Source organism: Phnomibacter ginsenosidimutans (assembly GCF_009740285.1).
GTDB classification, from domain to species: domain Bacteria; phylum Bacteroidota; class Bacteroidia; order Chitinophagales; family Chitinophagaceae; genus Phnomibacter; species Phnomibacter ginsenosidimutans.
In genome coordinates, this window is sequence record NZ_CP046566.1 from 498,640 (window position 1) to 522,774 (window position 24,135).

General features: G+C 45.1%; 21 protein-coding genes. 10 read left to right on the top strand and 11 right to left on the bottom strand.

Features of this window, described 5'->3' with window-relative positions; all coding sequences use genetic code 11:
• Nucleotides 1-402: 402 nt before the first annotated feature.
• The 11 genes from hemW to GLV81_RS02170 form a co-directional block, all read right to left on the bottom strand.
• A complete protein-coding gene (hemW, locus tag GLV81_RS02120) occupies nt 403-1,563 on the bottom strand; it encodes a radical SAM family heme chaperone HemW (RefSeq protein ID WP_157476429.1) in 1,161 nt (386 codons plus the stop codon).
• Nucleotides 1,564-1,666: 103 nt separating this feature from the next.
• The gene (locus tag GLV81_RS02125; RefSeq protein WP_157476431.1) at nt 1,667-2,251 is read right to left on the bottom strand and encodes a hypothetical protein; all 585 of its coding nucleotides are present in this window, start codon (nt 2,249-2,251) and stop codon (nt 1,667-1,669) included.
• Nucleotides 2,252-2,459: 208 nt separating this feature from the next.
• On the bottom strand, nt 2,460-2,993 hold the full coding sequence (locus tag GLV81_RS02130) for a type II secretion system protein GspG (protein ID WP_157476433.1): 534 nt from the start codon (nt 2,991-2,993) through the stop codon (nt 2,460-2,462).
• Between the two features lie 179 nt (nt 2,994-3,172).
• The gene (locus tag GLV81_RS02135) at nt 3,173-3,697 is read right to left on the bottom strand and encodes a DUF6438 domain-containing protein (protein WP_197428850.1); all 525 of its coding nucleotides are present in this window, start codon (nt 3,695-3,697) and stop codon (nt 3,173-3,175) included.
• A gap of 300 nt (nt 3,698-3,997) precedes the next feature.
• Entirely contained in the window at nt 3,998-4,636 is a 639-nt protein-coding gene (locus GLV81_RS02140) for a peptidylprolyl isomerase (protein WP_157476437.1), read from the bottom strand.
• A 174-nt stretch (nt 4,637-4,810) separates the two neighbouring features.
• The gene (locus GLV81_RS02145) at nt 4,811-5,332 is read right to left on the bottom strand and encodes a hypothetical protein (protein ID WP_157476439.1); all 522 of its coding nucleotides are present in this window, start codon (nt 5,330-5,332) and stop codon (nt 4,811-4,813) included.
• A gap of 330 nt (nt 5,333-5,662) precedes the next feature.
• Nucleotides 5,663-6,772 carry a M48 family metalloprotease gene (locus GLV81_RS02150; protein WP_157476441.1) on the bottom strand — a complete coding sequence of 370 codons (1,110 nt, stop codon included), beginning with the start codon at nt 6,770-6,772 and terminating at the stop codon, nt 5,663-5,665.
• Nucleotides 6,769-8,481: an ATP-binding protein gene (locus GLV81_RS02155; RefSeq protein WP_197428851.1), complete on the bottom strand. Its 1,713-nt coding sequence runs from the start codon at nt 8,479-8,481 to the stop codon at nt 6,769-6,771. Before GLV81_RS02155 ends, GLV81_RS02150 begins: the two co-directional genes overlap by 4 nt.
• Nucleotides 8,462-9,727: an SIR2 family protein gene (locus GLV81_RS02160; RefSeq protein WP_197428852.1), complete on the bottom strand. Its 1,266-nt coding sequence runs from the start codon at nt 9,725-9,727 to the stop codon at nt 8,462-8,464. Before GLV81_RS02160 ends, GLV81_RS02155 begins: the two co-directional genes overlap by 20 nt.
• A 266-nt stretch (nt 9,728-9,993) precedes the next feature.
• Entirely contained in the window at nt 9,994-10,860 is an 867-nt protein-coding gene (locus tag GLV81_RS02165) for a hypothetical protein (RefSeq protein ID WP_157476445.1), read from the bottom strand.
• Between the two features lie 585 nt (nt 10,861-11,445).
• Nucleotides 11,446-11,754, bottom strand: a complete 309-nt coding sequence (locus GLV81_RS02170) for a hypothetical protein (protein WP_157476447.1) — start codon at nt 11,752-11,754, stop codon at nt 11,446-11,448.
• A gap of 255 nt (nt 11,755-12,009) precedes the next feature.
• On the opposite strand from GLV81_RS02170, the gene GLV81_RS02175 reads away from it, so the two are divergent.
• From GLV81_RS02175 to porN, 10 genes are all read left to right on the top strand, one after another.
• Nucleotides 12,010-12,525 carry a hypothetical protein gene (locus GLV81_RS02175; RefSeq protein WP_157476449.1) on the top strand — a complete coding sequence of 172 codons (516 nt, stop codon included), beginning with the start codon at nt 12,010-12,012 and terminating at the stop codon, nt 12,523-12,525.
• Between the two features lie 469 nt (nt 12,526-12,994).
• Complete coding sequence (locus GLV81_RS02180; protein WP_197428853.1) at nt 12,995-15,751, top strand: DUF4271 domain-containing protein; 2,757 nt, start codon at nt 12,995-12,997, stop codon at nt 15,749-15,751.
• Nucleotides 15,752-15,789: 38 nt separating this feature from the next.
• A complete protein-coding gene (locus GLV81_RS02185) occupies nt 15,790-16,593 on the top strand; it encodes a uroporphyrinogen-III synthase (RefSeq protein ID WP_157476456.1) in 804 nt (267 codons plus the stop codon).
• 129 nt (nt 16,594-16,722) lie between these two features.
• Complete coding sequence (locus GLV81_RS02190) at nt 16,723-18,402, top strand: thioredoxin domain-containing protein (protein ID WP_246186186.1); 1,680 nt, start codon at nt 16,723-16,725, stop codon at nt 18,400-18,402.
• A complete protein-coding gene (locus tag GLV81_RS19810) occupies nt 18,399-18,782 on the top strand; it encodes a hypothetical protein (protein ID WP_246186187.1) in 384 nt (127 codons plus the stop codon). The genes GLV81_RS02190 and GLV81_RS19810 overlap by 4 nt, the downstream gene beginning before the upstream one ends.
• A gap of 239 nt (nt 18,783-19,021) precedes the next feature.
• The gene (gene porK, locus GLV81_RS02195; RefSeq protein WP_157476462.1) at nt 19,022-20,320 is read left to right on the top strand and encodes a T9SS ring complex lipoprotein PorK/GldK; all 1,299 of its coding nucleotides are present in this window, start codon (nt 19,022-19,024) and stop codon (nt 20,318-20,320) included.
• Complete coding sequence (locus tag GLV81_RS02200; protein WP_157476465.1) at nt 20,321-20,575, top strand: hypothetical protein; 255 nt, start codon at nt 20,321-20,323, stop codon at nt 20,573-20,575.
• Nucleotides 20,576-20,652: 77 nt separating this feature from the next.
• Nucleotides 20,653-21,423: a type IX secretion system motor protein PorL/GldL gene (porL, locus tag GLV81_RS02205; protein WP_157476467.1), complete on the top strand. Its 771-nt coding sequence runs from the start codon at nt 20,653-20,655 to the stop codon at nt 21,421-21,423.
• A gap of 74 nt (nt 21,424-21,497) precedes the next feature.
• Nucleotides 21,498-23,021: a type IX secretion system motor protein PorM/GldM gene (gene porM, locus GLV81_RS02210; RefSeq protein ID WP_157476469.1), complete on the top strand. Its 1,524-nt coding sequence runs from the start codon at nt 21,498-21,500 to the stop codon at nt 23,019-23,021.
• Nucleotides 23,022-23,102: 81 nt separating this feature from the next.
• Nucleotides 23,103-24,122 carry a type IX secretion system ring subunit PorN/GldN gene (gene porN / locus GLV81_RS02215; protein ID WP_157476471.1) on the top strand — a complete coding sequence of 340 codons (1,020 nt, stop codon included), beginning with the start codon at nt 23,103-23,105 and terminating at the stop codon, nt 24,120-24,122.
• The last annotated feature ends 13 nt before the right edge of the window (nt 24,123-24,135 follow it).

Sequence of the window (24,135 nt, forward strand, 5' to 3'; positions counted from 1 at the left end):
CAAACAATCTGTTTGATAGTTGCTGAGAAAATCAGGAGATTAAAAAGCGAATCAAGATTCGGATTTCACGATTCATACATATTCACAGCAACACTCCAATCCAACAACGCCATGCCCCAACCCGGCAACAGACTGCCTGCAACCGCTTTGCTTTTATGCAACCGTATGTAAAGAGTGACTCCCACCAGCCAACATTTTATCATACTGCCACACAGGGGGAGGCGTTGGCCTGGCAAAACGGGCGGAGCCATCGGGTTTGCCTTGAATTTTCTTTGGTTACTTTCTTTTTTCAAGAAAAAGAAAGTAACAATGCTGCTAATACAACCGCTTTGATTGTTGGGGCATGCAAAAGAAGATAAGCTGTAATTTTTTTAGTCGCAACAATTACACAACACATTCATCTTAATCCTCACTCGCAAACAACGCCGACGCAATATGATCGGCGTAGAGCTTGCCGCTGTTGGTGAGCTGCAGCAGGTGGCGCTGTAAGGTTACCCAACCGTTTTGCATAAATTCATGCAGGTAATCTTGCGCCGAAGCCCACTGCGTAGCGGGGTAAGTATAGCCGCCCATCTGTTGTGCCTCGAGGTTTACCGGCAAACCCTCGCTGGTGCGCAACAGCGTCATGATGGTTTCGTTCATGCGTTGTACCGGGCTCAGCACTTCCACTTCGTAGGCAGGCGCACCGGCTTGCAGCAGGCGGATGTATTCGCTGTTGTTGGCGATGTTCCACCAGCGGGTATGCTGCCCATCGAAGGAGTGGGCAGAGGGGCCGATGCCCCAGTAGGGCTGGCCCTGCCAGTAGCTGCTGTTGTGGCGGCTGCGCTTGCCCGGCAGGGCATAATTCGATATTTCGTAATGCTCGTAGCCCTGTGCTGCGGTCCATTGCATGAGGGCCTCAAAATGGCGGGCCTGCAGGGCATCGTCCATGGGGGCCACTTTGCCTTTTTGTACAAAATGATGCAGGGCGGTTTTCTCTTCCACCGTAAGCGCATAGCAGCTCAGGTGCGGCACCTGCAGTGCCATGGCCTGCTCCACATTGTGCTGCCAGCGCTCCATGCTCATGCCGGGTACCCCATAAATAAGATCGATGCTGAAGTTGTGAAAACCTGCTGCTCTAGCGGCGTGTATGGCCGCCAGCGATTGGCTGGCCCGGTGGGCACGGTTCATCCAGCGCAGGTCGTCGTCGTGAAAACTTTGCACCCCCATGCTCAGGCGGTTGATGCCCAGCGCCAGCCACTGCTCCAGCCGGGCGGCATCAATATCATCGGGGTTGGCTTCGAGGGTAATTTCGGCATCGGTACTTACGGCAAACTGTTGCCGCACGGCCACCAGTAATTGCCCCAGCTCAGCGGCACTCAGCAGGCTGGGCGTACCGCCGCCAAAGTAGATGCTGCTGATATGCGTGGGCAAGGCAACGCCCGTTGGCAGCTGGCGCTGTTGCAACTGCTGCAGCATGGCCTGCAATACCTCGGGCCTGCGGTGCAGCGAGGTAGAAAAGTGAAAATTGCAGTAGTGACAAGCCTTGCTGCAAAACGGTATGTGAAAATAAATGCCGGCCATGTGTATGCCGCAAAGGTGCAGGAACTTGGGGGAAGAAAGCGAGGCTTTGGTTTTACCAGCAACGTCGCCTGCGGGAGACGTTGCTGGTAAGGAAAACCTATTGTTAGCGAAAAACGGTCGGTGTCAAAATGAAAGTTCTATTTATATCGGTTATTATCTTTCCTTCTTCTGCTACCCGCTCAACTTGTCGTATGATAGTTCTATGGGTCATAGCGGTTTGCGCAATTATGTACAAGTACTGTTGGCCCGATATATTCTCTTTACTAAAAAACTGTCTAAACTCAGGAATATCCGAAATGCCTCCTGTGTTGTTAAAACCAAAAGCATAACCAAAGCAGTCTTCCTTTATTTCGGTATTTGGTGCAATCATGTTTACTGTATCCAAATAATGATTCATAAAAAAGAATCTCATAAAAGTGGAGTCATGTAAATTAATTTGAAAGTGGTTAAAGTCTTCGAGATTTCTCGTACCCTTAAAAGTTATTAATCCGTTATCTTGGTTAACTATTAATTTGCCCGTACCTCGCATTACTGGTTGATGACTATCCGTCTCATCAATAATCTCAACGTTGTAGTCCTTATTGCTTAGGTAGGATTTGATATCCTTTGAAAATTGGCTTTCAGGTTTGGGTACCGGTTGATGACAAGCGATTATGATAAAGTATAAAAAAAGTAGTCGTTTGTTCATGTTAGTTTCTGCCAATGTTTGAGAATTTGTGGCTAATTATGTAATGCTTCAGCTTGAAGCCCTCGCCGGTGTTGGTCGATTATTGCTACCGGTGTTGGTCGCTGACCAACATCACGCCTTTTTATTTTGACTTGTCGTAAACCATGCAACTTTTTGTTGGTCAGCGACCAACAAAGGCGGAGAGCAGGAATTGTTAGCTGATGTTGCATTAGTGAGTCCGCCGCCATCCAATATTTTTACTGGGCGAAACTTCTGGGAAAATATCGTCTTTGGTATTAGGTAATCCGTCAATTCCTGCCGAAAAAAGCAAATAGGAGTCGCCAAGATTTTCATAATTGAAAAACATGTCTGAGTTGCCCGAGGTCGCTTTCAACGGATCTACAATCATGACAAATTCATTTTTGTTCAGCAGTTGGGTTAAACTGTCTGGGTATTTTCCATTTTCTAGCTTGAAGAACTCAATGTTCTTTACTAATGAGTTTAATTGAACCTGCGAATGTTTTGCCCATGCATTTTTACCAAAGTCAGATTTGAAACCAAAATAGAATAGTGAGGAATAAATAATGAGTGTAAACAACATGCATGCTATTCCGATACCAATCAAGACTTTGTCTTTGTACTTAATAATGCCGTAAAGGAGTAGCCCGAGCCCAACAAAAAAACCAACCAGCGGAATTAAACCAAGCAGCCCTAGTAGGTATGGAGGTCTTGATGTTTTAGGGCTTATGTTGTTTTGTTTCATAGTTCATGCTGTTTCCATGCAGTGTCGGCCAACGGTTTCGGGCTTTGCGTTGGTGGGCTTTTGAAACCGAAAACTGTCTGCCTACATCAACGTTTATTAATTGCTAAAATGTTTCTATTCGCACTGTCTGCCCACTAACGCAAAACCCGTGTTAGCGGTACGCCGTTCTTCTCGTCTTGTCATTTGTCTAGTGTTTTAGGTGGCATTGCATATTGTAAAGTTGTTTCAAAAGTCAAGCTGTCAGTAGTTTTCAATTCTGTCCTTGATGCAATCCTTACAAACCAATACAAAATGTCTAAGTCGTCATTTGTCATTTTACCTGTATTTTCATTGAATCTTGTCCTATGCTTTCGTAAACCATCGTGGATGAAAAATTCGACATTTGGATGGTCTGTCTTTTGGTATTGGGTCGTGTCTATACCCTTGACAATAAATTTGTCAAAACGAACCTGAATACTGTCCCAAGTTGCTTGTGAAACTGTCCCTTTAAAACAGCCTTTTCTGTCTGCAAACTGTCCACCGTAAAATGTTGCGGTCAAACTACTGTCAACACTAAATACTTGGAAAGGGCACTCACTTTCACAACCATAACCTGAAAATGCTACGGTCACCTTAGATATTCCTTTACTGTCAGGTCTTGGCTCTCCACATGCTATTAAAGTCAGTAAGATTAAAAATGTCAATATGTTGGTTGTTGTCTTCATACGGTTACCGCTAACACGTAAATATATGATACTGTTTTCAAAAAAGGCCTAACGCAACATTATTGATAATCAACACTAATGAATTAGGCCTTTTGTATTGTTTATTAGTACAATACACCCGGTTATACATTTTGTATTGTTGGTATTACCACCTTTTATTCATCCCGCTAAAGTGTATTCTACTGCGGAGTCATTGCTGTTATGTAAGCGTCGGCGGGTGACGATTTCCGATGATAAATAAAAAGTTAGTGGAAGCAACTGACCGATTTCCCCTGCAATGACATTGTAAGCAAAGCGAAACTAATCTGTAAGCTTGAATTCAAAAATCGTTACCGTTCGGGATTGCTCTACGGCGTCTTCTAGCACTTTTACGATGTGCGTGCCAAATATTGTTTTTACTTGAAACACATCATTCTTTTTATGAGCCAATACTGCCTGCTCAAATTCAAGTACCATCTCGCCAGATTTGAACCAACCTAAATCACAATCATATTGACTATTATCACTGAAGGAATACTTTTTGCACATGGCATCAAATGAGTGTCCATTTTTAATTTGGATTATAATCTTTGCGGCAATGGAATCAGTTTCTTGTTCTGTAAAATGAATGGGATCTAAAAGGATTTGCCCAGCCCGCATAGTATAAACAGAGTCGATATGCTGAATGAAGTAAAGAGACTTATATCCGTTGCGCTGTACCGGGCCTATGTAAGTGTCTTTCTTTCCAAGAATCAACAATGAATCAATCTTCGTATTGTTTGCAATCATTTTTTGAAACTGTGGTAATGCCAATGTTGTATCAACTTTTCTTACTTCTTTAATCTCAACAGAAGTACTATTTCTTACCATCCTCATTTCTTTTAGTTCAACTACTGCTTTTTGTGATAGCATCCACAAAGGGGAGATAATCATCAAGAATATTAAAACCTGTTTTTTCATATAAGTGCTGTTTTCGAAACAACTCGTTTGATTTCTATATTGTAATTTCCGGATTGCCGACTACTTGAAAAACTCAATCCTGACGGACTGTATAGTAATTGAATCAAAATTATACGCTCCACACGCCATATCTCCTCAATGCTGTTGTAGTTGCACAGCCGCATGAAACACAGATCATTCAATGCTGGCCATGCCCGCATAACGTTTGTATTGAGAAAACATGTTAAAACCCAACAGTCGCCATTCCATTACCCCCGACACCTGATACTGAAACGCTTTGTTGTCGGCACTGGTATGCACCATAATGTCGACAGGCCGCCAGGCTATCCCGCTTTCAAAACCGCTGGTATACGAAAAGGCTTTCAGGGGTACATGAATGCCATTGTCCCTGTTGGTAGCGTACGCAAAGTACAGTTCATAACTGGCCACGGGGCTGGCTTCGAGAATTACTTTGTGGGAAACATCGGCATAGGTTTGCAGGCTGTCGGGATGGACAAAGTGTACAGTAGTGCTATTGTTGCGAATAGCATCGCTACCGTTCCGGTTGCTCACCGCAAAACACCCTATCACAAATAGCAGGGCCACAAACAGTCCGTACTGTTCTTTGATATGCCTGGCGGCTTTGTAGGCGGCCACCAGCAGCAGCAACAGACAGGCGATACTCAGCAGTTCCCAAAAAAGATACAATATGGTCAAAGGGTGTGCAGTTGGTAAATTTCAGGAAAGATAAAGCTTGTCTATTTATGCAAAAAAGTATTTCTCCAGTGAAGAGACATAGCCACCGGCGGTGATTACACCCGACGATAAAACAACTCTTCCTGTCGGGTATTTTGAAGTGTTGTATCTCTTGATGAAGGATGACCTATATACGAACGTTGGGGTTCCAGATGCCATACTTGGCAGCGAGGGCTCTGAAGCCGCAACTCTGGGTTAAATACTCTTGAATAATCTGTTCTTTTAAGTCCATAAAATGGTTGATTTTTAGTCAACCTGTTTCAGGACGAGACATTACTACTGCTGATTGATTCAATGTCCAGCCACACTATTGGCAATACCAATGTTGTGTGAAGTTTTGGGTAATAGTCTATTCATTCTATCAATAGGGGCAGGATGGGTTTCAGATGCGAACGGGTTTAATGAATTGAGTCCGTTAAAAGTCAAACTAATACCCGCATTAATCATCATTTGATTGAAGTCTTCAGGGTTTGAATTATTCTTACACTTATGTAATAGTTCAAAGCTAAAGTCGTCTGCCTCATGTTCAATAGCATGATTATCATTTTTCAGCTTTTCAAACTGACTTAAGAACAACTCCGTATTTGAAGAATTGTCTAAATGTCCTTTAAAATAATGTCCAAGCTCATGCCCAATGATGAATTTTTCTGCCATTTCCAAAATCAACATATGCACAATTGTATTTTGTTCGTCTAAATGAATCATTGGACCCATTACTTTGTCCATCTCAAAGTAAATCTTAGGCAAAATATCTATGTATTCTAAAATGTCTTCTTTTGTTAATTCACCAGCAGGTTTTCTATTGCAATAGATAACAGAAGAAGGATTAGCAAGTGCCGTCAAGAGTTTGCCATATTTGTGTAAATAAGTAAAAAGACTGGAGTTTACAACTACTGCATAATTGCCTTTTTTGTCAGTAGTGCAGACTGCATTAATATCATTTGTGTTTACGCTACCTATTGATATTTTATTTTTGAGATGCTCATTCTGCTCCTGAGTCAGTCCCACTCCAAGTTCAGCAACATATGAATTTATAAGTTCGTCATAATGATTTTTTTTATGCCCTGGCGAAACTTTTGTTGGGTCGATACTCTTTAGTCTGTCTTTAGAGATTTGAAAAAAATCTTCACTCCATTTTTCCTGCTCATTGTCAAAAATAATGCTTGCTTCATTTTCCCAAACTGTCTGTAAATAACTCAAGAACTCTGCTGAATTGGTAAATGTCATTGTTTGGTAGGTTGTAAAAAATTTCACACAACGGTTTGCCGCTTGCCGCAGTGGGGGATTTCGGAGCACTTCACTGTCAACTAAGCACAAATGTTGATAGAAGCACTGCACTTGAATTAACCACGTCAGCCCCCATTGCGGCAAACGGCTGTTAGCGGCTGGTGTTTTGTTCATAATGATTTCAAGTTTGGTGTTTTTGAATTAGGCTCATTATTCGGTAGGTCAAACTTCATAATTATTGGCATTGGAAAATCTACACCTGTCAATACGGCTTCTCCTTCACCGAGTATTGGGAGAAATTCCAATGTATTTTTGTTTGCCGAACTACAAGCATTGCTGATTGCCTCTTTATCGTTATGATTAATAAGCCTATGAACAATGAAAGTTCCCATTTGGCTAAGTGTTCCGTGTGGTATATCTCGTGGCATTTGTGTTGCAATACAAAGGAAAAGTCCGTGCTTTCTACATTCTTTTGCAATGGAATCAAAAGCATCTAAGGGTTTACTATCAAAATATTCATCTTTAATGGATTTGTTTAGAAACTGATGTGCTTCGTCAATGAATACTACAACAGGCGAATTTTTGAACACGCCATTTCTTGCTTTTGTTAATAAAAATTTGCCAATAGCATTGACTAATGTTTCCCTAACTTGAAAATCGTATTTTACGTTTTCTAAATTTAACCGTAGTAAGTTGTCTGATGTGTTTTCTTCGGATATGAATTGATTGATAACATCAGTCAAATCGTTTTCTTTTTTCTCTTGTTGAAATCCGAATATTTGATTTAATTCAGGTGTGTTGGAAAGGTTTGTAACCCTTGAAATTAAGCTAACACAATATGAAACGTCAGTAGTTGCTACGTTTCCCCAAGCTGTTCCATTGTCAAAAATACATTCTTCACTTATTTGACGTGCTAATTTTGTAAAGTCAAAATCCGCCATACCATTTTCAATTACCGAAATATTTCGGTAATAAAATACATCATAAGGTTTCTTAGGTCTTCCATTCTTTTTTAGTAATCCACTATCAATTGGAATCATTTCTCCATTGTATTCAAGTTGAGTTACATTTCCTGCTATTTTTACCATTTTCAAAGACCTAATCGCTTCCATTAGCTTAGGTGTTTGTGTTCTTGGTGACGGTTTTAATAAGAAAAACATATCATCAACAGTAAGTTGAGAGTAATGAAATATATTTTCTCCATTGCCAATATCAATACTTTTTACTTTGTCGTAATTACCAATGTATTCGCCTGTTGCATCTATCAATATTGTTTTATTGCCTGTAACAATCAATGATTCTATCAACTTGCTTACAGTATAACTTTTCCCACCGCCTGTTGTTCCTACAACAGCACAATGACGACCAAATACTGATTGAATATTGACTTTTACTTTTGTGTCGGGATTGGAAACCAAATTTCCTATGTCAATTGATTGTATGCTTTCACCATTCTTTACACCAAATCTTGACATATACTCTTGCACAAGTTCTCCCGAACTAACAAATACTTTTGCTCCGATATTTGGATATGCTGTTAATCCCTTTTTTACTGTAAAAGGGTCGTAAAGGTCAAACGATAAAAGAATTTCAATTTTTCCTGTCGGGTGAAAATCACTTGTTTGAAATGCTTTTTCATTTAGTGATAATCTTTCTGATTCAGGTAATGAAAGTTCTGTAATACGTCCAAGAAATCCGTATTTCTCGCTCTCAATTACAACAAAATTTCCAACCAATCCTCCATTAAATTCCTTTCCGAAGTGCGTAAAACCGTTTAGCAAAATGGAAGAAGGAAAATGCACCCTTACAAATTGCGGGAACACTTGGTTGATATAACCAAGAAAATATTCGTGTCTGAATGGGTTAATCTTTTGACTGCTCATTTTGTAAACGTATTGCCTCAACTACGACACTTTCGTATGTTTTTATTTCAGGGAAGTGTTTCGCAAAATCTGTAAATGTTTCAGACACCATTAATATTCTTTCTGATTCCAACGCTTCTTTTTTAATTGTAGTCATTGCAGTAGAAACATTGTCGTTGTCAATTCCCGGGTCAATAACCGCAAGTCTGAAACCCGGATTTTGGTTTAAGGCTTCTTCAATAGCAGCGTTTATATGTTTATCATTGAAGCTATAACCGACACATATCAGCATTGTGTCATTATTCAATCTTAAATTACGCTGAAACCTTGCCATCATCTCAAAGAAAGGTTGTTCGTAAGAATCTTCATATTTAGCTTCACGGGGATAAACCATTAAAGGCTTTTCGGGATAGTCTTTTATTCTCACTTTTTTATCGCTATCCGTTCTTTCCCAATTAAGTGAGCCGTGTAATTTATGCAGATGAAAAACTCTTTGAATAAAATTATCTTCTTCTTGTAATTTGCTTCCTTCTCTTTGAACAATGTCGTAATCAAAAAATCTACCGCTAAATGTTCTCGGAACTGTAAAAGAAAAACCGTCAATAACTATTGCATTTACTTCTGTTGCTGCGTATTCAAACAGAAGGTCATAATTCAATGTAAATATTCTAACTCTCGGACTTGTTTGTTTTCGTTGCAGCAGTTTTTCGAGAAATGCTTTGTGTGGAAAATTGTCTTCTGGCTTTTTGATTGTGCAATGTGTTTTGATCAACTCAAAAAGTTCATCTTTTATTGCCGATAATTTTTTCTTTCCACCGACTAAATCAATTTCTTTGTCGCCTGAAAACTTAGCATATCCGTCAATTTGGGAAAGTAATGCTTCCAAATCGTTTTTGCCTAAATTGTAATTTACTGCTTCCTGAATAATTTTAAAACCGTCTGCCTTGTCCGTTTTGTATTTTTCTTCTGCCTTTTCCCATAGCTGCCCCATTGAAAGCCCTCCAACGTCCATAGACGAACCTGCACCCGATAACACCAACAAGTTTTTGAATGGTTTTTTGAAAAACTCAAAATATATTCTCCTTTTTATTTCGTTGGCATCGTGAACAGTTGGTTCAATAGGTTTGTCGTCTTTATCCTTCTTGTCAAAGGGTTTTAGTCCTTCAATAGAAGTTAAAACACCTTTTGTAAAGGTTGGATTCTTGACTTCAAGTTTTTTGAACTTTCCGTTAATGAGAATATATTTCCAAGTTTCGTTTTCTACCATTTGTTTAGATTTTTTTATCATTTCAGTGTTGTCTGTTTACACTTGCCGCTAACGAACAAGGCTTGGCGATGGCGGGGTTTTGAGTTGGGTCACGCTTGGCTGTCTGCCGTTGAATTGTGATAAAATAGTTGAATTTAAATTCTTGCTGTTCGGTCGAGTTCTGTCGAGCTGGAACCGAAGTTGAACAAAGTTCCCAAAGTTGCAATACGAGTTCCGTCACACCCCACTATTGCCAAACCTCCTGTTGGCAGCATACTCTTTTCCGTCTACCAAAATTTCCATTTGCTAATACCTGTCAACTCTTTTATTTTAATTACTTTGTCTGATTTGTTGTTACTTAATTCAAAGTCAAGCTGTCTATTAATTCCATCAATTATCCAAACGTCAAAGTCTGCACAAGAGCCAAATTCGGTTGTATTGCCATTGTAATAAGTATAAGTTTTGTCAACTTTTATTTGCCCTACAATTTGTATTAAACTTTCAACATTTTTGTGTCTAATTGGTGAATACCAATGAATGTTTGGGCTGTCCTTCCACATTGCAAAATTTAGAACTAAAACGGTAGAATTTCTAAAGTCGTCCAGAGATGGCTTGCTCGGTTGATTAATACGTGTTGCTGCAATTAAGTTGTTGCCATATTCAGTGTCATAAATTGCTTCCAATACAACTGCTCCTCCGTAATTTCCATTTGCAAGTTTGAACGTTACGCAATCCCCTTTTTCAAAAACGGGGTGAAGGATTTTAGATTCTTTCTTCTTTTTTCTTGCTTTAGCTTTTACCTTTTCAATTGAAATGTCCGCAAGGAATTTGTCAAGAACTAATTTCCTTTTTTTTAAGTCTTTTTCATCTGCCTCAAGTTGTCGCCAAACTTCAATGTCCGCTCCAGTGTCAACAATATTTTTAACTCGTTGATAAAGTTCTGTGTCAAGCTGTTTACATTCCCATTGTGCTTTTGCTAAGGCAAACCAAAAATTGTTACAGTCGTCTGTGTCATTAATTGTTTCTTGGTTAGCTTGAATAAGTCGTTGAGAAATTTCTTTAACCTCAAGCCCGTCATTATAGAGTTCGAAGAATTCGTCATAAATGTCTGCGTAAGTGTCGTTAGATGATATTGCTGTTCCCCAGGCTCCCATAATTTTTAGAGTGTCGCTTTAGAGTTGCTGCCAACACATAAATATATGATACTGTTTTCAAAAAGGCCTAACGAAACATTATTGATTGTCAATATTCTAGCGTTATACATTTTGTATTGTTTATTAGTACAATCCACCCGGTTATACATTCTGTATTGTTGTTGTTACCACTTTTAATTCATCCCGCTCAAGTGAATTCTCCCCGCCATGATTCGTGCCTCCACGAACCATCTCTTCACCATATATGTACACATAGAACCACCCTGCCCCATCCCGGCAGAAGACTCCCTGCAACCACCTCGAATTTATGCATCCATCTACAACCAATGTATCCCACTCGCCAGCTATTAATAATCCCGCCCCACAGAGGGAGGCGCAGGCCAGGCAAAACGGGCGGAGCCATCGGGTTTGCCTTGATTTTTTTGGTCCTTTTTGTATCAAGACAAAAAGGACAGAATGAACAGTGGAATTCATTTGCCACAAGTAAACCAACTTGCGAAAGCAATGCCCCTTAACGAATCAAAATCACCCTGTCCCATCCTGGTAAAAGCCTGCTTGGCCATACAAAAACGATATTCTAAACCGCTAAAAACGCTCCTTAGAGCAACCCTGCTGGCGCAAATACGCCCTGATAGCAGCATGATAAATACTGTCGCCCTGTGGGAGCTGTTCGGCAAAAGCCGCTTTCAGCACCGGGTCTTGCAATACGCTTCGGGCATAAGCCACGGCAGCGGCAAACCGGTTGTTGCAGGCCCTTTGTTGGGGGCTGAGCACCACGCCGCTCATATCGGGGTAGCGGGTCACCACCGTTTTGCGGCCATAGCGTTTAAAAACCAGGCGTTTACCAATTTGCCCGCTGACACCAAGGAGTTGAAGAGAACTGTTGTCGTGCATGAGTGTGTGTTTGACCCGACAAGATAATCACCCCCTTACACAAATACAAGCATCCCAATCCCTAATGCCTAATCCCCAATCAACCAATCAACTAATTAACCAATTAACCAATCAACAAATCAACCAATCCCCCCTCATCCTCCGTACATACGCCCACCATACCCGCCACATACGCCCAGCATACAAGCACCTTTCAGCACCCATACGCCCCGCCTTTGTTGGTCGCCTGACCAACAAAGAGCTGAAACATCGTTGATGTTGCTGGTGTATTCCCCCACCATGGTTCGTGCCTCCGCGAACCATCTCTTCACCAAGTATGTCCACCCAAAAAAGCCATGCCCCATCCAGGCAGCTTACTCCCTGCAACCACTTCACATCTATGCAACCATCCCCGCCTTTGTTGGTCGCCTGACCAACAAAGAGCTGGAACATCTCCGCCATGGTTCGTGCCTCCACAAACCATCCGTGCCATACCCCATCCCGGCAGAAGACCCCCTGCAACCACTTCACATATATGCAACCATCTTGCAACATCGTATCCCACCTGCCGACATCCAATTAACCCGCCACGCAGTGGGGCTTTGGCGAGGCCATCCCGATAGCTATCGGGATGGCCTCGCAACCTTATTGGCTTGCTTAGCTGGCGCAAGTGTGCTGCGTAGCAAGTTGTTTGTGATGGATCAAACCAGCCCGAATGCATCGGGTGTTGATGGCACGGCTGTTTGCTTTTCAGGCTACTATTTGTATACCCCGCCTTTGTTGGTCGCCTGACCAACAAAGAGTTGGAACATCGTTGATGTTGCCCTCGCCATGGTTAGTGCCTCCACGAACCATATCCCCGCCATACCCCATCCCGGCAGAAGACCCCCTGCAACCACTTCACATCTATGCAACCATCTTGCAACATCGTATCCCACCAGCTGGCATTCAATAAACCCTTTCCACAGAGGGAGGCGTTGGCCAGGCAAAACGGGCGGAGCCATCGGGTTTGCCTTGATTTTTTTGGTCCTTTTTGTATCAAGACAAAAAGGACATACAAGACAAGCAGTAAAGCCATTTGCCAAAACAAGTCCACCTAATCTCCCCGCCTTTGTTGGTCGCCTGACCAACAAAGAGCTGGAACATCTCCGCCATGGTTCGTGCCTCCACAAACCATCCGTGCCATACCCCATCCCGGCAGCAGACTCCCTGCAACCACCTCTCCACACAATATCTTCCTCAACCCTGTAGTTTTACAGCCATGCTGTGGCGCAAATGGATATTGCTGTGTGGCCTGTGGATGGCGGTGCTGGCCGGTTGGTCGCAGCAGCGGTATTCGTTGCAGTTTCATGCCGTAGATAAGGTGCTGGCCAAGGGCTTAAAAACACAATTTGCCAGCAAAGCATTGGCCCTGCAATATGTGGCGCAGCTACCGGCGCAGTTGCTGGGCAAGGGCTACCTCGCCGCCAGTGTCGATTCGGTAGCCGCCGATAGCAGCAGGGCACAGGTATGGTTGTATCAGGGGCCGCAGTATCGCTGGCGGCAGTTGCGCATGGATTCGGCCGCAGCGTATTGGTGGCAGCATGCCGGTGGCAATACACAGCAAGCCACCGCCTGGCCACCCGATAGTATTCAACGCAAACTCGTGGCACATCTCGCCGATGTGGGGTATCCGTTTGCATACGCCAGTTGGGATAGTGTGCAGCTGCAGCAGCAATGGATCAGCGGCTTGTTGCGATTGCACACGGGCCCCGTGTACAAAATCGATTCTATACAGCAAACAGGTAAGCCAAGGTTACGGCCCAGTTATTTGTACAAGTACCTCAGCATGCAGCCTGGAATGCCCTACAGTCAGCAAACCATCGATGCGGCAGATGCCCGGCTCAACGAATTGTTGTTTGCACAACCCGCACAACCATCGCAGTTGCAAATGCTGGGTACCGGTAGTGTGCTGCAGGTGCAGCTGCAACCACGGCGCAGCAATATCATCAATGTGCTGCTGGGTGTGATGCCGCAAAGTGCACAAACACCCGATAGCAAAACCATGATTACCGGCGATGTGCAAATACTGCTGCGCAATGCTTTTGCCGGCGGCGAAACACTCGGCATCAATTGGCAACAGTTACAATACAAATCGCCCCGCATCAACCTGCAGTATGAGCAGCCCTTTGTGTGGGCCAAGGCAGGCATTGAAACGCAATTTGATTTGCTGAAAAAGGATACGCAGTTTTTAAACCTGCAGTTTCGGTTGGGCATTCCGTATCAGATAGACCGCTACCAAACAGGCAAAGTATTTTACCTGCTGCAGCAAAACACCGTGGGCTTTGCCGATACCAACCGCATCAAACAAACACTGGCCCTGCCCGATATTGCCGATTTCAGCATTCATCACATTGGTGCAGCGTGGGGGTACAACAATACCGATTATCGTTTCAATCCACGGCGGGGTTCGCAAGTGTTGCTCACCGCTATGGCGGGTATCAAACGCATTCGGCAAAACAATGAAGTGGTAAGCATTCAAGACCCCAACCGGCCGGGCTTCAAGTATGCATCACTCTACGATACGGTAAAAATGAAAACGCATCAGCTGCGGTTGACAACACAACTGGCCCGCTATTTTTCATTAAGCAATTTTTCGGTATTGAAAGCTGGCTTGCAGGCGGGCTGGTTGCAAAGTGGCAGTTACTACCGCAACGAGTTGTTTCAAATTGGTGGCAACAAACTGCTGCGTGGTTTTGATGAAGAATCCATTTACGCCAGCGAATATGCAGTGGCCACGGTAGAGTACCGCTACCTCACGGGGCAAAACAGTTTCCTGTTTGCGTTTAGCGATTTTGGCACCGCCGCCTACAAAGACCAAACAAAATCTTTTCGCCATCAATACTGGGGGGCTGGGCTGGGCCTCAATTTGGAAGCCCGCAACAGCCAGGTCAACATTAGTTGGGCCGTGGGGCAGCGCAATGATCGAATCGCTGAACCTGCGCCAATCCAAGATCCACATTGGTTTTGTCAACTTTTTCTAAACAGCTGGAAAAAACGCCAACGCTGCGTACCGTGGCCAACGGTATTTTTGCCGCGAATGAAAAAAGCAGCAGCAATAGGATGGATAATCATGTTGATGTGCAGCATGTGCTGTTGTCTGTCGCAGCCTGCATGGGCGCAGTCTTACGTGGGCGATACGCTGCCTGCAACCTCCGTGGTGGATACCGCTGCAACAGTGGCCGATACTTTGCCGGCAATTGTAGCGCCGCCGCCACCAGTGCAGGTACAGCCCGATACACTGTTGCCGTACTTCTATCAGCTGCACCCGTTGTTGCCCATTCAGTCGCCGGTTATCTATCGCCTTGAAACTGATTTTGCAGCGCCGCAGCAAGACCGGGTGTTTTACTGGCTGGCGGGTTTGCTCTTGTTGCTGGGCATTATTCGTATGGGCTTCGCTAAATATTTTTCCGACCTCATCCGCATTTTTACCCATACAGCCATTCAGCAAAAATCGTTGCGGGAGCAGTTGGTGCAAAACCGCCTGGCCTCGCTGCTCATGAACCTGTTTTTCTGTTTGTCGGCCGGTACATTTTTGTACCACCTGGCATATTACAAAGGCTGGTTGCCTGCGGATATGCTGTGGTGGAAAATGCTGTTGCTCTGCATTGGTTTTGTCGCCGCCGTCTACATCGTGAAGTATATCAGCACGGCATTGAGCGGTTGGTTGTTTGGGTATCGGGAGCTGTCCGAAACTTACAACTTCATGGTGTTTCTGGTAAACAAGGTGGTGGGCATTATGCTGCTGCCGGCCAGTGTGGCGCTGGCATTGGGCGTGCCGGCCCTGCAATCGGTGCTGCTGGTTGTAAGCCTTTTTGGCGTAGCCTTTTTGTTTTTATACCGCTATGTTTTGGCCGTGCCATTGCTGCGCCAACATGTCCGCATCATCCCCATCCATTTTTTCCTATACCTTTGCGCCTTCGAAATCATCCCTGTCCTGGTAGTTTATAAGGTGATGTTATCGATGATTAAAGGATAGGAAAGATTAAAGTTTAGAACAAGCAACCGTGTGAACACATGAGCACAAAAGGAGCGAAGACCGGCACCAAAGCCACCAAACAACCACTGCAAATTCTCATTACCCAACCCCGCCCAACCTCAGAAAAGTCGCCCTATTTTGAGTTGGAAAGGAAATACGGTGTGCAGTTAGAATTCCAGCCCTTTATTGTGCTGGAAGCGATTCCTGCCAAAGAGTTTCGCCGTCAGAAAATCGACATCACCAGCTTTACGGCAGTCATCTTTACCAGCCGCAATGCCATCGATCATTTCTTTCGCATGTGCGAAGAAATGCGCATTACCGTCAGTCAGGATACTAAGTATTTCTGCGTAACCGAAGCCGTGGCACTCTACCTGCAAAAGTTTATTCTCTACCGCAAACGCAAAGTGTTTTATGGTGCCGATGGTACCAACAAAACCTTGTTTGATGTCATCAACAAGCACAAAGAGAACGAACGCTTCTTGTATCCCTGCAGCGAAAACCAGCAAGACAATGAAATTGTAAACTGGTTGAAGAATAACAAAGTAGGTTTTGAAACACCGTACATGTACCGCTCTGTAAGTGCCGATGTAAAAGGCCTGCTCACAGCCAAGCAGTTTGATGTGATGTGTTTCTTTACACCCAGTGGTGTTCGCAGCCTGTTCGATAACCTGCCCGACTTTGTGCAAAACGGCACGTTCATCGGCGGCTTTGGTGGCAACACCCTCAAAGCCATTGAAGAAGCGGGCCTCGAACTGCAAATCAAAGCTCCTACACCAGAATCGCCCAGCATGATTACGGCGTTGGATCGTTTTTTGGCCACACAGGTAAAAGTGAAAAAGTAACGAACACAAACAGGGGCAATCTATTTGGATGTTTCGAAGTGATATTAAAAAGCCGGCACCAGCCGGCTTTTTTCTTTTTTCACAAGAGGGGGCAGCCCGGGTGCTACATCTTTGCAGCAAATTGATGGTATGGCCAACCGTTTAGCACAAGAAACCAGTCCGTATTTACAACAGCATGCCCATAACCCGGTAGACTGGTACCCCTGGTGCCAGGAAGCCCTCGACAGGGCCAAGGCCGAAAACAAACCCATCCTCATCAGCATTGGTTACTCTGCTTGCCATTGGTGCCATGTAATGGAGCGGGAGAGTTTTGAAAATGTTGATACGGCCAATATCATGAACCGGCATTTCATCAACATCAAAGTAGACCGGGAAGAACGCCCCGATCTGGATGCCGTGTACATGGATGCGGTTCAAGCCATCAGTGGTAGCGGCGGCTGGCCGCTCAATGTGTTTCTCACACCAGAGGCGCTGCCTTTTTATGGAGGCACTTATTTTCCGCCGGTGCGGGCCTACAACCGCAGCAGCTGGCGAGAGGTGCTGCATGCCATTGCTAAAGCCTGGCAGGAAAAACCGCAGGAGATTTTGTCGCAGGCTACCAACCTCACCAGCCATTTGCAAAATGCCAACAGCTTTGGGGTAGTGGCCGGGCAGGCGCCTTTTACCGAAGATGCTTTGCTGGCCATGGCACAGCAGCTTCTTAAGGCTGCCGACACTACCTGGGGCGGCTTTGGTCAGGCTCCCAAGTTTCCGCAAACCAAGACCATTGGTTTTTTGCTGCGCCAATACCATTTTCTGACTAAGCAAAAAGAAGCAAGCAATCTGCCATTTGCCGCTACTGATTTGCTGCAGCAGGCAGAGCTGAGTTTGCAAAAAATGATGGCTGGTGGTATTTACGATCATCTGGCCGGTGGCTTTGCCCGCTACAGCACCGATGCCCGTTGGCTGGCACCGCATTTCGAAAAAATGCTCTACGACAATGCCCTGTTGGTGGGGGTTCTCAGCGAGGCTTACCAACTTACCCGCAAACCTGCGTATGCACAGGTCATTCACCAAACCATGCGGTTTGTGCAGCAGGAGTGGCAATCGCCCGAAGGCGGTTTTTACAGCGCCTACGATGCCGACAGCGAAGGCGTGGAAGGAAAATTTTATACCTGGTCGAAAGCAGAGCTGGAAACAGTGATTGATGATGCAGAAGCTGCCCGTTTGTTTTGTGCCGTGTACGATGTGTCGGAAGAAGGCAACTGGGAAGAGACCAATATTTTGTGGACGCCCGTACCGGTGGAGGAAGTTATCGCTTCCCTGGGTTGGGACAGTGCAGCAGCCCATACCTCGCTGGCGCAAAGCCGCAGCAAGTTGTTATCGCACCGGCAGCAGCGCATCAAGCCCTTGCTTGATGATAAAAAACTGCTGAGCTGGAATGCTATGATGATTGAAGCCAGTTGCAAGGCTTGGGCGGCCACCGGCGAAGCAGATTATTTGGCCATGGCCGAAAAGGCAGCCGCTTTTATAGAACAATACATGCGTCATGAAGATGGCGGGTATTTCCACAACGAGAAAAACGGACTGGCTCAAAACCCCGCCTTCCTCGATGATTTGGCAGGTTATGTATCGGCACTGCTCTGGCTGCAGGCCTGTACCGGCAGTCATGATTATTTGCACCAAGCAGGGCGCATCACCGACATCATTTTCCGCGACTTCAGCGATGCCGATTCGCCTTTCTTCTTCTTTACCCCGGTTTGGCAAAAGGACATTATTGTTCGCAAAAAGAAACCTATGATGGTGCCACTCCGGCCGGCAATAGTGTGATGGTACACAACCTGCTGCAGCTGGGCGTATTGTTCAACCGCCCCGATTGGACCGAAAGAGCCATGAACATGCTGAATGCGGTGCAGCAAGTCGTGGGCCGGTATCCCAATAGTTTTGGCAACTGGGCCATGGCCATGCAAGGGCAGGTATATGGTTTGCACGAAATAGCGGTGGTAGGAGCGACGGCGCCTCAACTCACAGCCGGGCTGTTGGCAGCCTTCATCCCCAATAAAATTGTGCAGCAAGCTGCTCAACCATCAGAAGACTGGCCCTTGTTGGCGGGGAAAGCCACAGGAAACAAAAGCTTAATCTATGCTTGTAAGCAGTATGCCTGCCAGCGACCGGTGAGCTCAATAAATGAGCTATTGGCAACAATATGAGTGTTCGGGCGTCGTTTGTAGGGGGTAAGGCGCCAGATTTTACGATTTTGCTAAAAAAAATGGTGCAACATATACTTTGGTGCAATTTTTGACGTTTGACTGCGTTACAGTATCCACAGGTGTGGGCAAATGCTTTCCCCCGTGGCATATCGGAAACAATATTTTGCGTTGGTTGGGATGCATTTTTCGAACGATGAATCCCTACTTTTGGCGCTTAATAACCCTGGTTATTAGAAAAAATGAAAAGACACCTCATCCAACTTACAGCCCTGTCTCTGCTTACCCTGAGTGTAGTGAGCTGCGGAAAACTCGGCAAATCGAAAGGCCTGCCCAATGACGGACAGGTTCATGGCGTTGCTCCGGCAGCCAAGCCTGGCCTTACACGTCCTATCGGCATGGTATTCGTTCCACCGGGCACCTTTCACATGGGCCCCAGCGACGAAGACGTGACCTATGCACTGACGGCCCGCAACAAGCAGGTGTCTATTCAGGGTTTCTGGATGGACGCTACTGAAATTACCAACAACCAATACCGCCAGTTCGTGTTTTGGGTTCGCGACTCTATCGCTGCCAAAACCCTCGGCTACGTGAAAAACGTAGATGGCATTGACTATATCGATTGGGCCAAAGCCAAAACCATCAAGTGGGGCGATAAGGCTACCATCGAAAAGTTGGATCCCATCATTATTCCTCCGCCAGACCGTATTTATGGCAAAAAGGAAATTGATCCGGAGAAGATTGAATATCAAGTGGAATATTTCGACCTGAAAGAAGCCGCTAAAAGAGAAAACAAAGGCAAGCCCCGGAGTACTTTCCTCGTGAAGTACAAGGAGAAAGCCTACCCTGATACCTTGGTGTGGATGCGAGACTTTAGCTACAGTTACAACGAACCCATGACCAAGAAGTACTTCAGCCACTTCTCATTTGGTAACTACCCTGTAGTAGGTGTAACCTGGAAGCAGGCGACCGCCTTCTGTAACTGGCGCAGCACGTACCTCAATACCTGGTTGGACAGCAAGAAGAAAGGCACCGAGTCTGACTTCCGCCTGCCTACCGAAGCGCAGTGGGAATATGCCGCCCGTGGTGGTCGTTCACAGGCACCATTCCCTTGGGGTGGTATGTACCTGCGTAACCGCAAGGGTTGTATCCTCGCCAACTTTAAGCCCGGCCGTGGCAACTACCCCGAAGATGGTGGTTTCTACACCGTACGTGCCGACGCTTACTGGCCCAACGATTTTGGTTTGTATTGCATGGCTGGCAACGTAGCTGAATGGACTTCTTCATTGTACTACGAAGGCAGCTACACTTTCCAACACGACATGAACCCAGATATTCGCTGGAACGCTAAAGATTCTGATCCTCCCCGCATGAAACGTAAAGTAGTACGTGGCGGTAGCTGGAAAGATGTAGGCCAGGCCCTGCAAACAGGATCAAGAGCATATGAATATCAGGATACTGCTAAATCTTATATTGGTTTCCGTACGGTTATCGACCTGCCAGTATTTGGCCAGGGTGGTAAAACACAGAAACTGAAGTAATTGAACATATTCGTGCTGCTACACAATTGTGGTAGCACGAATCTTTTAAAAAGTCAATGGCTGGACTTTTTAGCTGAAATGGAAACGATACGGGTAGCTGGTAAAACAGTTTGCTCTTTTTGCCTGATGAAAACGTCTTTTAAAAAAGACAACCTATATGGCGCTTCTGCCCAATTCAGTAAAAAATCGATCCGCTTGCGTTGGCTGGTGCTTGAAGGTACTTGTACCGAAAAATCAAAATCCTTTACCCCCTAGATTGGCTTTTCTGTGTAAAACACATCGAGCATAGTTTCAACCCATTCATTTTCATCAATCAATCAAAAAAGATTCAAATGGCAGCAAAAATCCCACCTAAAGTAAGCAAATGGTTTGACGTTGGTGTATCCATCGCCGCTGCAGTCGTTATTTACGGTGCTCTGCAAAAACTCCTCCACTCGCCATATGCCGACCTGATGCTGAAAATCGGTCTTACAGTGGAATCAGCCATCTTCCTCGGTTACGGTTTGTTGTACATCCTCTATCCTTACATGGATGACCATGAAATGCATTTGCCCAAAGACATGCAGCTTGCCACCCAGCCCAGCAATTTGGCTTCACTCGATAAAATGCTCGAAAGTGCCGACATTACGCCTGCCAACCTGCAAAAGCTGAGCGATGGTTTCCAAAAGCTGGGAACTACCGTAAACAAAATGGGTGAAATTGGCGATGTGGTAAAAAGCACCGGTGATTTTTCTGCCAATACAAAGGCCGCCGCTGATGCCATGAACAATGTAAAAGGCGCTATGGATAAAACCGTAGGTGCTATGAACAGCTTCAACAGCGCCAGTGAAAGCACTGCCCAATTCCATACGCAGGTACAAACACTTACGAAGAACCTTTCTGAATTGAATGCGGTATATCAGTTGGAGTTGCAAGACAGCAACAACCACCTGAAAACAATGAATCAATACTTCAGCAACCTCACAGCAGTATCTTCTGCTATGGGTGCCAGCATTGAAGATGCCAAGCAGGCGCAGGCACAAATTCAAACCCTGGCCGGCAACCTGGCCAAGCTGAACAGTGTGTATGGCAACATGCTCACGGCTATGCAGGGTCGTGGTTAAGCTTTGTACAAGCTACACCACTACCCACCTAGATAGATTCATAGTTTAGATCACCCGAAAATTCAACATAATTTATGGCTTTACCTAAGGAGCCGCGGCAGAAGATGATTAACCTGATGTACCTGGTACTGACGGCACTTCTGGCGTTGAACGTTTCGAACGAGATATTGAATGCCTTTAAAGTGGTAGACAATAGCCTCCAGAGTTCGAATGGCGTTATCAAAAGTTCGAATACTGTAATCACCAACTCGCTGGCTGAGCAAAGCAAGAAGCCTGAACTGGCCGCTAAAGTGGCCATTTGGGAGCCCCGTGCCAAGCAAGCCATCAGTCTTGCCAATGCATTGGCTGCTCAAATTGATGCGTTGAAAGATTCATTGAAACATGAATCTGGCCTGCACAAAGGCGAGAATGGTGAAGACATTTACAAAGAAGATGACTTGGATGCACCAACCCGTTTGTTTGGTGCCAACGGCAAGGGCGAAGGCCCCAAACTGCAGGCCGCTTTGCAAAAATTCTTAGAGGATTTGAAAGCCATCGTGCCTGCAGCTGATATCAAAAAGGCACTGCCCAATTTCCCCATTGATGTATCTGTACCCAAAACACAGAACAAGAACAACAAAACCTGGACAGACGCCTATTTCCACATGACGCCTTCTGTAGCGGCCATCACCATTTTGAGCAAGTTTCAGAATGATGTGCTGCGCAGTGGTAACATGATGGCACAATATTGCCAAGACCAGATTGGTAAAGTAGAAGTAGTGTACGACAAGTTTGAGATTTTGACCAGCCAGAGCAGCAACTACCTGCTGCCCGGCCAGCCACTTGAAATCAAAGCGGGTATCGGTACATTCAGTTCTGCAGCTAAACCAACCATCAGCATCAATGGTGTAAGCCAGGTTGCCAATGACAGTGGTTTTGCCCGTTACAATACCACAGTAAGCAACAGTGGCAGCATACCCATATCTGTGTCTTTTAAAGACCCCAACACTGGTCAAACCATGACCAAGACTACACAGGTAAATTACACGGTTGGCCAGCCTTCCGGCGCTTCTATCTTCCTCGAAAAGATGAACGTGATGTACGTGGGTGTAGACAACCCCGTAACCATTTCTACCGGTAGCGGTAAACGGGAGAGTGCCAAGGTTACTTTCAGCGCTGGTAGTATCAGTGGAAGCGGCGATAAGTACATCGTGAAGCCCAGCCAAACAGGTCCTGCTACATTGACCATTTCAGTTGATGGCAAAACGTTCCCCTTCCCCATTCGTGCCAAGCTGTTGCCCGATCCGGTACCTTATGTAGGTACATTGAGCGGTGGTAAAATTCCAGCGGCGCAGTTTAAGGCTATGGGTGGTGTACGTGCCGCACTGAAAGATTCAGAGTTCGATGCACCATTTACCGTATTGAGCTACACCATTGCAGGCAACGGTGCCGGTTTTAGCCAATACACACCCGTGAATATCAACGGAGCACAGTGGGGCAGCAATGCTGTAATTTCACAGTGCAAACCTGGTAGTACGGTATTTATTGATGATATCATTGCACGTGGGCCGGATGGCAAGAGCAGAAAACTGCCTTCCATTGCCTTCCAGCTGCAATAAGTTTTTTGACGAAAGCGTTATACTTGCTACAGGCCTTTTCACAAAGGCTTGTAGCATTTCAGATATTCAAATTTTGAAGACATGATGAAGCGGATTTCCTGGATGGTTTTGTTGTTGGCGGGTCTTGTGGCTACACAAGATGCCATGGCGCAAAAAAAGACGACCAAAAAAGCCAAGCCCAAAACCACCAATACCAAACAACCGGCTGTGGTGAATACTCCTGTAGTAGCACCGCCAGTGGTAGATACGCCAAAGGTGAAAGTAGAAGAGAAGGACACCATTCCTGTAAAAGCAGTAGTGCCCTCTCGTCGGCCAACTTCAACCGTTGAGGGTAATCTGACCTTGGACAAAACGCCGTTGCAGTACGACCATATTCGCATCGACGATCAGGTGTACAAGCAAATTGTTTGGCGTGAAATCAACGTAAAGGAAAAGATGAACCTTCCTTTTACTTATGAAGCCGACGAAGACAATGGCAATCAGAAGTTCTTCAATATTTTGCTGCGTCATATCAAAGAAGGAGACATTACTGCCTTTAGCAATGCCAACGACCGTTTTACAACTGCCCTGAAAGTAGAAGAGATTGCTACCATGTTGATGGGCAAAAAGTATGTAATCTCTAAGCCTGATTTGGTACTTGACCCCGACATGTCGAAGGGTATTATGAAGGATACCACTATTCGTGATGAGTTCAATGAAAACACTATTGTTGCTTACCGTATAAAAGAAGAAATCATCTTCGACCGTGAAACCAGCCGTTTACATTTCCGCATTTTGGGTATTGCACCAGTTCGTGCCGTATTGAACGACGATGGCTCTTTCCGTGATTCATATACCCTGTTTTGGTTGTATTATCCTGAGCTGCGCCCCGTATTGGCCAAGTATGAGGCCTACAACCCCCGCAACATGGGTATGCGTATGAGTTGGGAAGAGATTTTTGAAAGCCGCTATTTCAGCAGCTACATCACCAAGTCAACGCTTAACAACCCCTTCGATAAAGCATTGTCTGGCTACATCGCCGATCCGCTGATGCGTTTGCTGGAAGGTGAAAATATCAGAGAAACCATCTTCAACTGGGAACAAAACCAGTGGTCTTACTAAGGCCTGAAGCCAA

Coding starts and splice junctions, on each gene's coding strand:
- hemW (WP_157476429.1), bottom strand. CDS start 1,563: ATGGCCGGCATTTATTTTCACATACCGTTTTGCAGCAAGGCTTGTCAC.
- GLV81_RS02125 (WP_157476431.1), bottom strand. CDS start 2,251: ATGAACAAACGACTACTTTTTTTATACTTTATCATAATCGCTTGTCAT.
- GLV81_RS02130 (WP_157476433.1), bottom strand. CDS start 2,993: ATGAAACAAAACAACATAAGCCCTAAAACATCAAGACCTCCATACCTA.
- GLV81_RS02135 (WP_197428850.1), bottom strand. CDS start 3,697: ATGAAGACAACAACCAACATATTGACATTTTTAATCTTACTGACTTTA.
- GLV81_RS02140 (WP_157476437.1), bottom strand. CDS start 4,636: ATGAAAAAACAGGTTTTAATATTCTTGATGATTATCTCCCCTTTGTGG.
- GLV81_RS02150 (WP_157476441.1), bottom strand. CDS start 6,772: ATGAACAAAACACCAGCCGCTAACAGCCGTTTGCCGCAATGGGGGCTG.
- GLV81_RS02155 (WP_197428851.1), bottom strand. CDS start 8,481: ATGAGCAGTCAAAAGATTAACCCATTCAGACACGAATATTTTCTTGGT.
- GLV81_RS02160 (WP_197428852.1), bottom strand. CDS start 9,727: ATGGTAGAAAACGAAACTTGGAAATATATTCTCATTAACGGAAAGTTC.
- GLV81_RS02165 (WP_157476445.1), bottom strand. CDS start 10,860: ATGGGAGCCTGGGGAACAGCAATATCATCTAACGACACTTACGCAGAC.
- GLV81_RS02170 (WP_157476447.1), bottom strand. CDS start 11,754: ATGCACGACAACAGTTCTCTTCAACTCCTTGGTGTCAGCGGGCAAATT.
- GLV81_RS02175 (WP_157476449.1), top strand. CDS start 12,010: ATGTTGCTGGTGTATTCCCCCACCATGGTTCGTGCCTCCGCGAACCAT.
- GLV81_RS02180 (WP_197428853.1), top strand. CDS start 12,995: ATGCTGTGGCGCAAATGGATATTGCTGTGTGGCCTGTGGATGGCGGTG.
- GLV81_RS02185 (WP_157476456.1), top strand. CDS start 15,790: ATGAGCACAAAAGGAGCGAAGACCGGCACCAAAGCCACCAAACAACCA.
- GLV81_RS02190 (WP_246186186.1), top strand. CDS start 16,723: ATGGCCAACCGTTTAGCACAAGAAACCAGTCCGTATTTACAACAGCAT.
- porK (WP_157476462.1), top strand. CDS start 19,022: ATGAAAAGACACCTCATCCAACTTACAGCCCTGTCTCTGCTTACCCTG.
- porL (WP_157476467.1), top strand. CDS start 20,653: ATGGCAGCAAAAATCCCACCTAAAGTAAGCAAATGGTTTGACGTTGGT.
- porM (WP_157476469.1), top strand. CDS start 21,498: ATGGCTTTACCTAAGGAGCCGCGGCAGAAGATGATTAACCTGATGTAC.
- porN (WP_157476471.1), top strand. CDS start 23,103: ATGATGAAGCGGATTTCCTGGATGGTTTTGTTGTTGGCGGGTCTTGTG.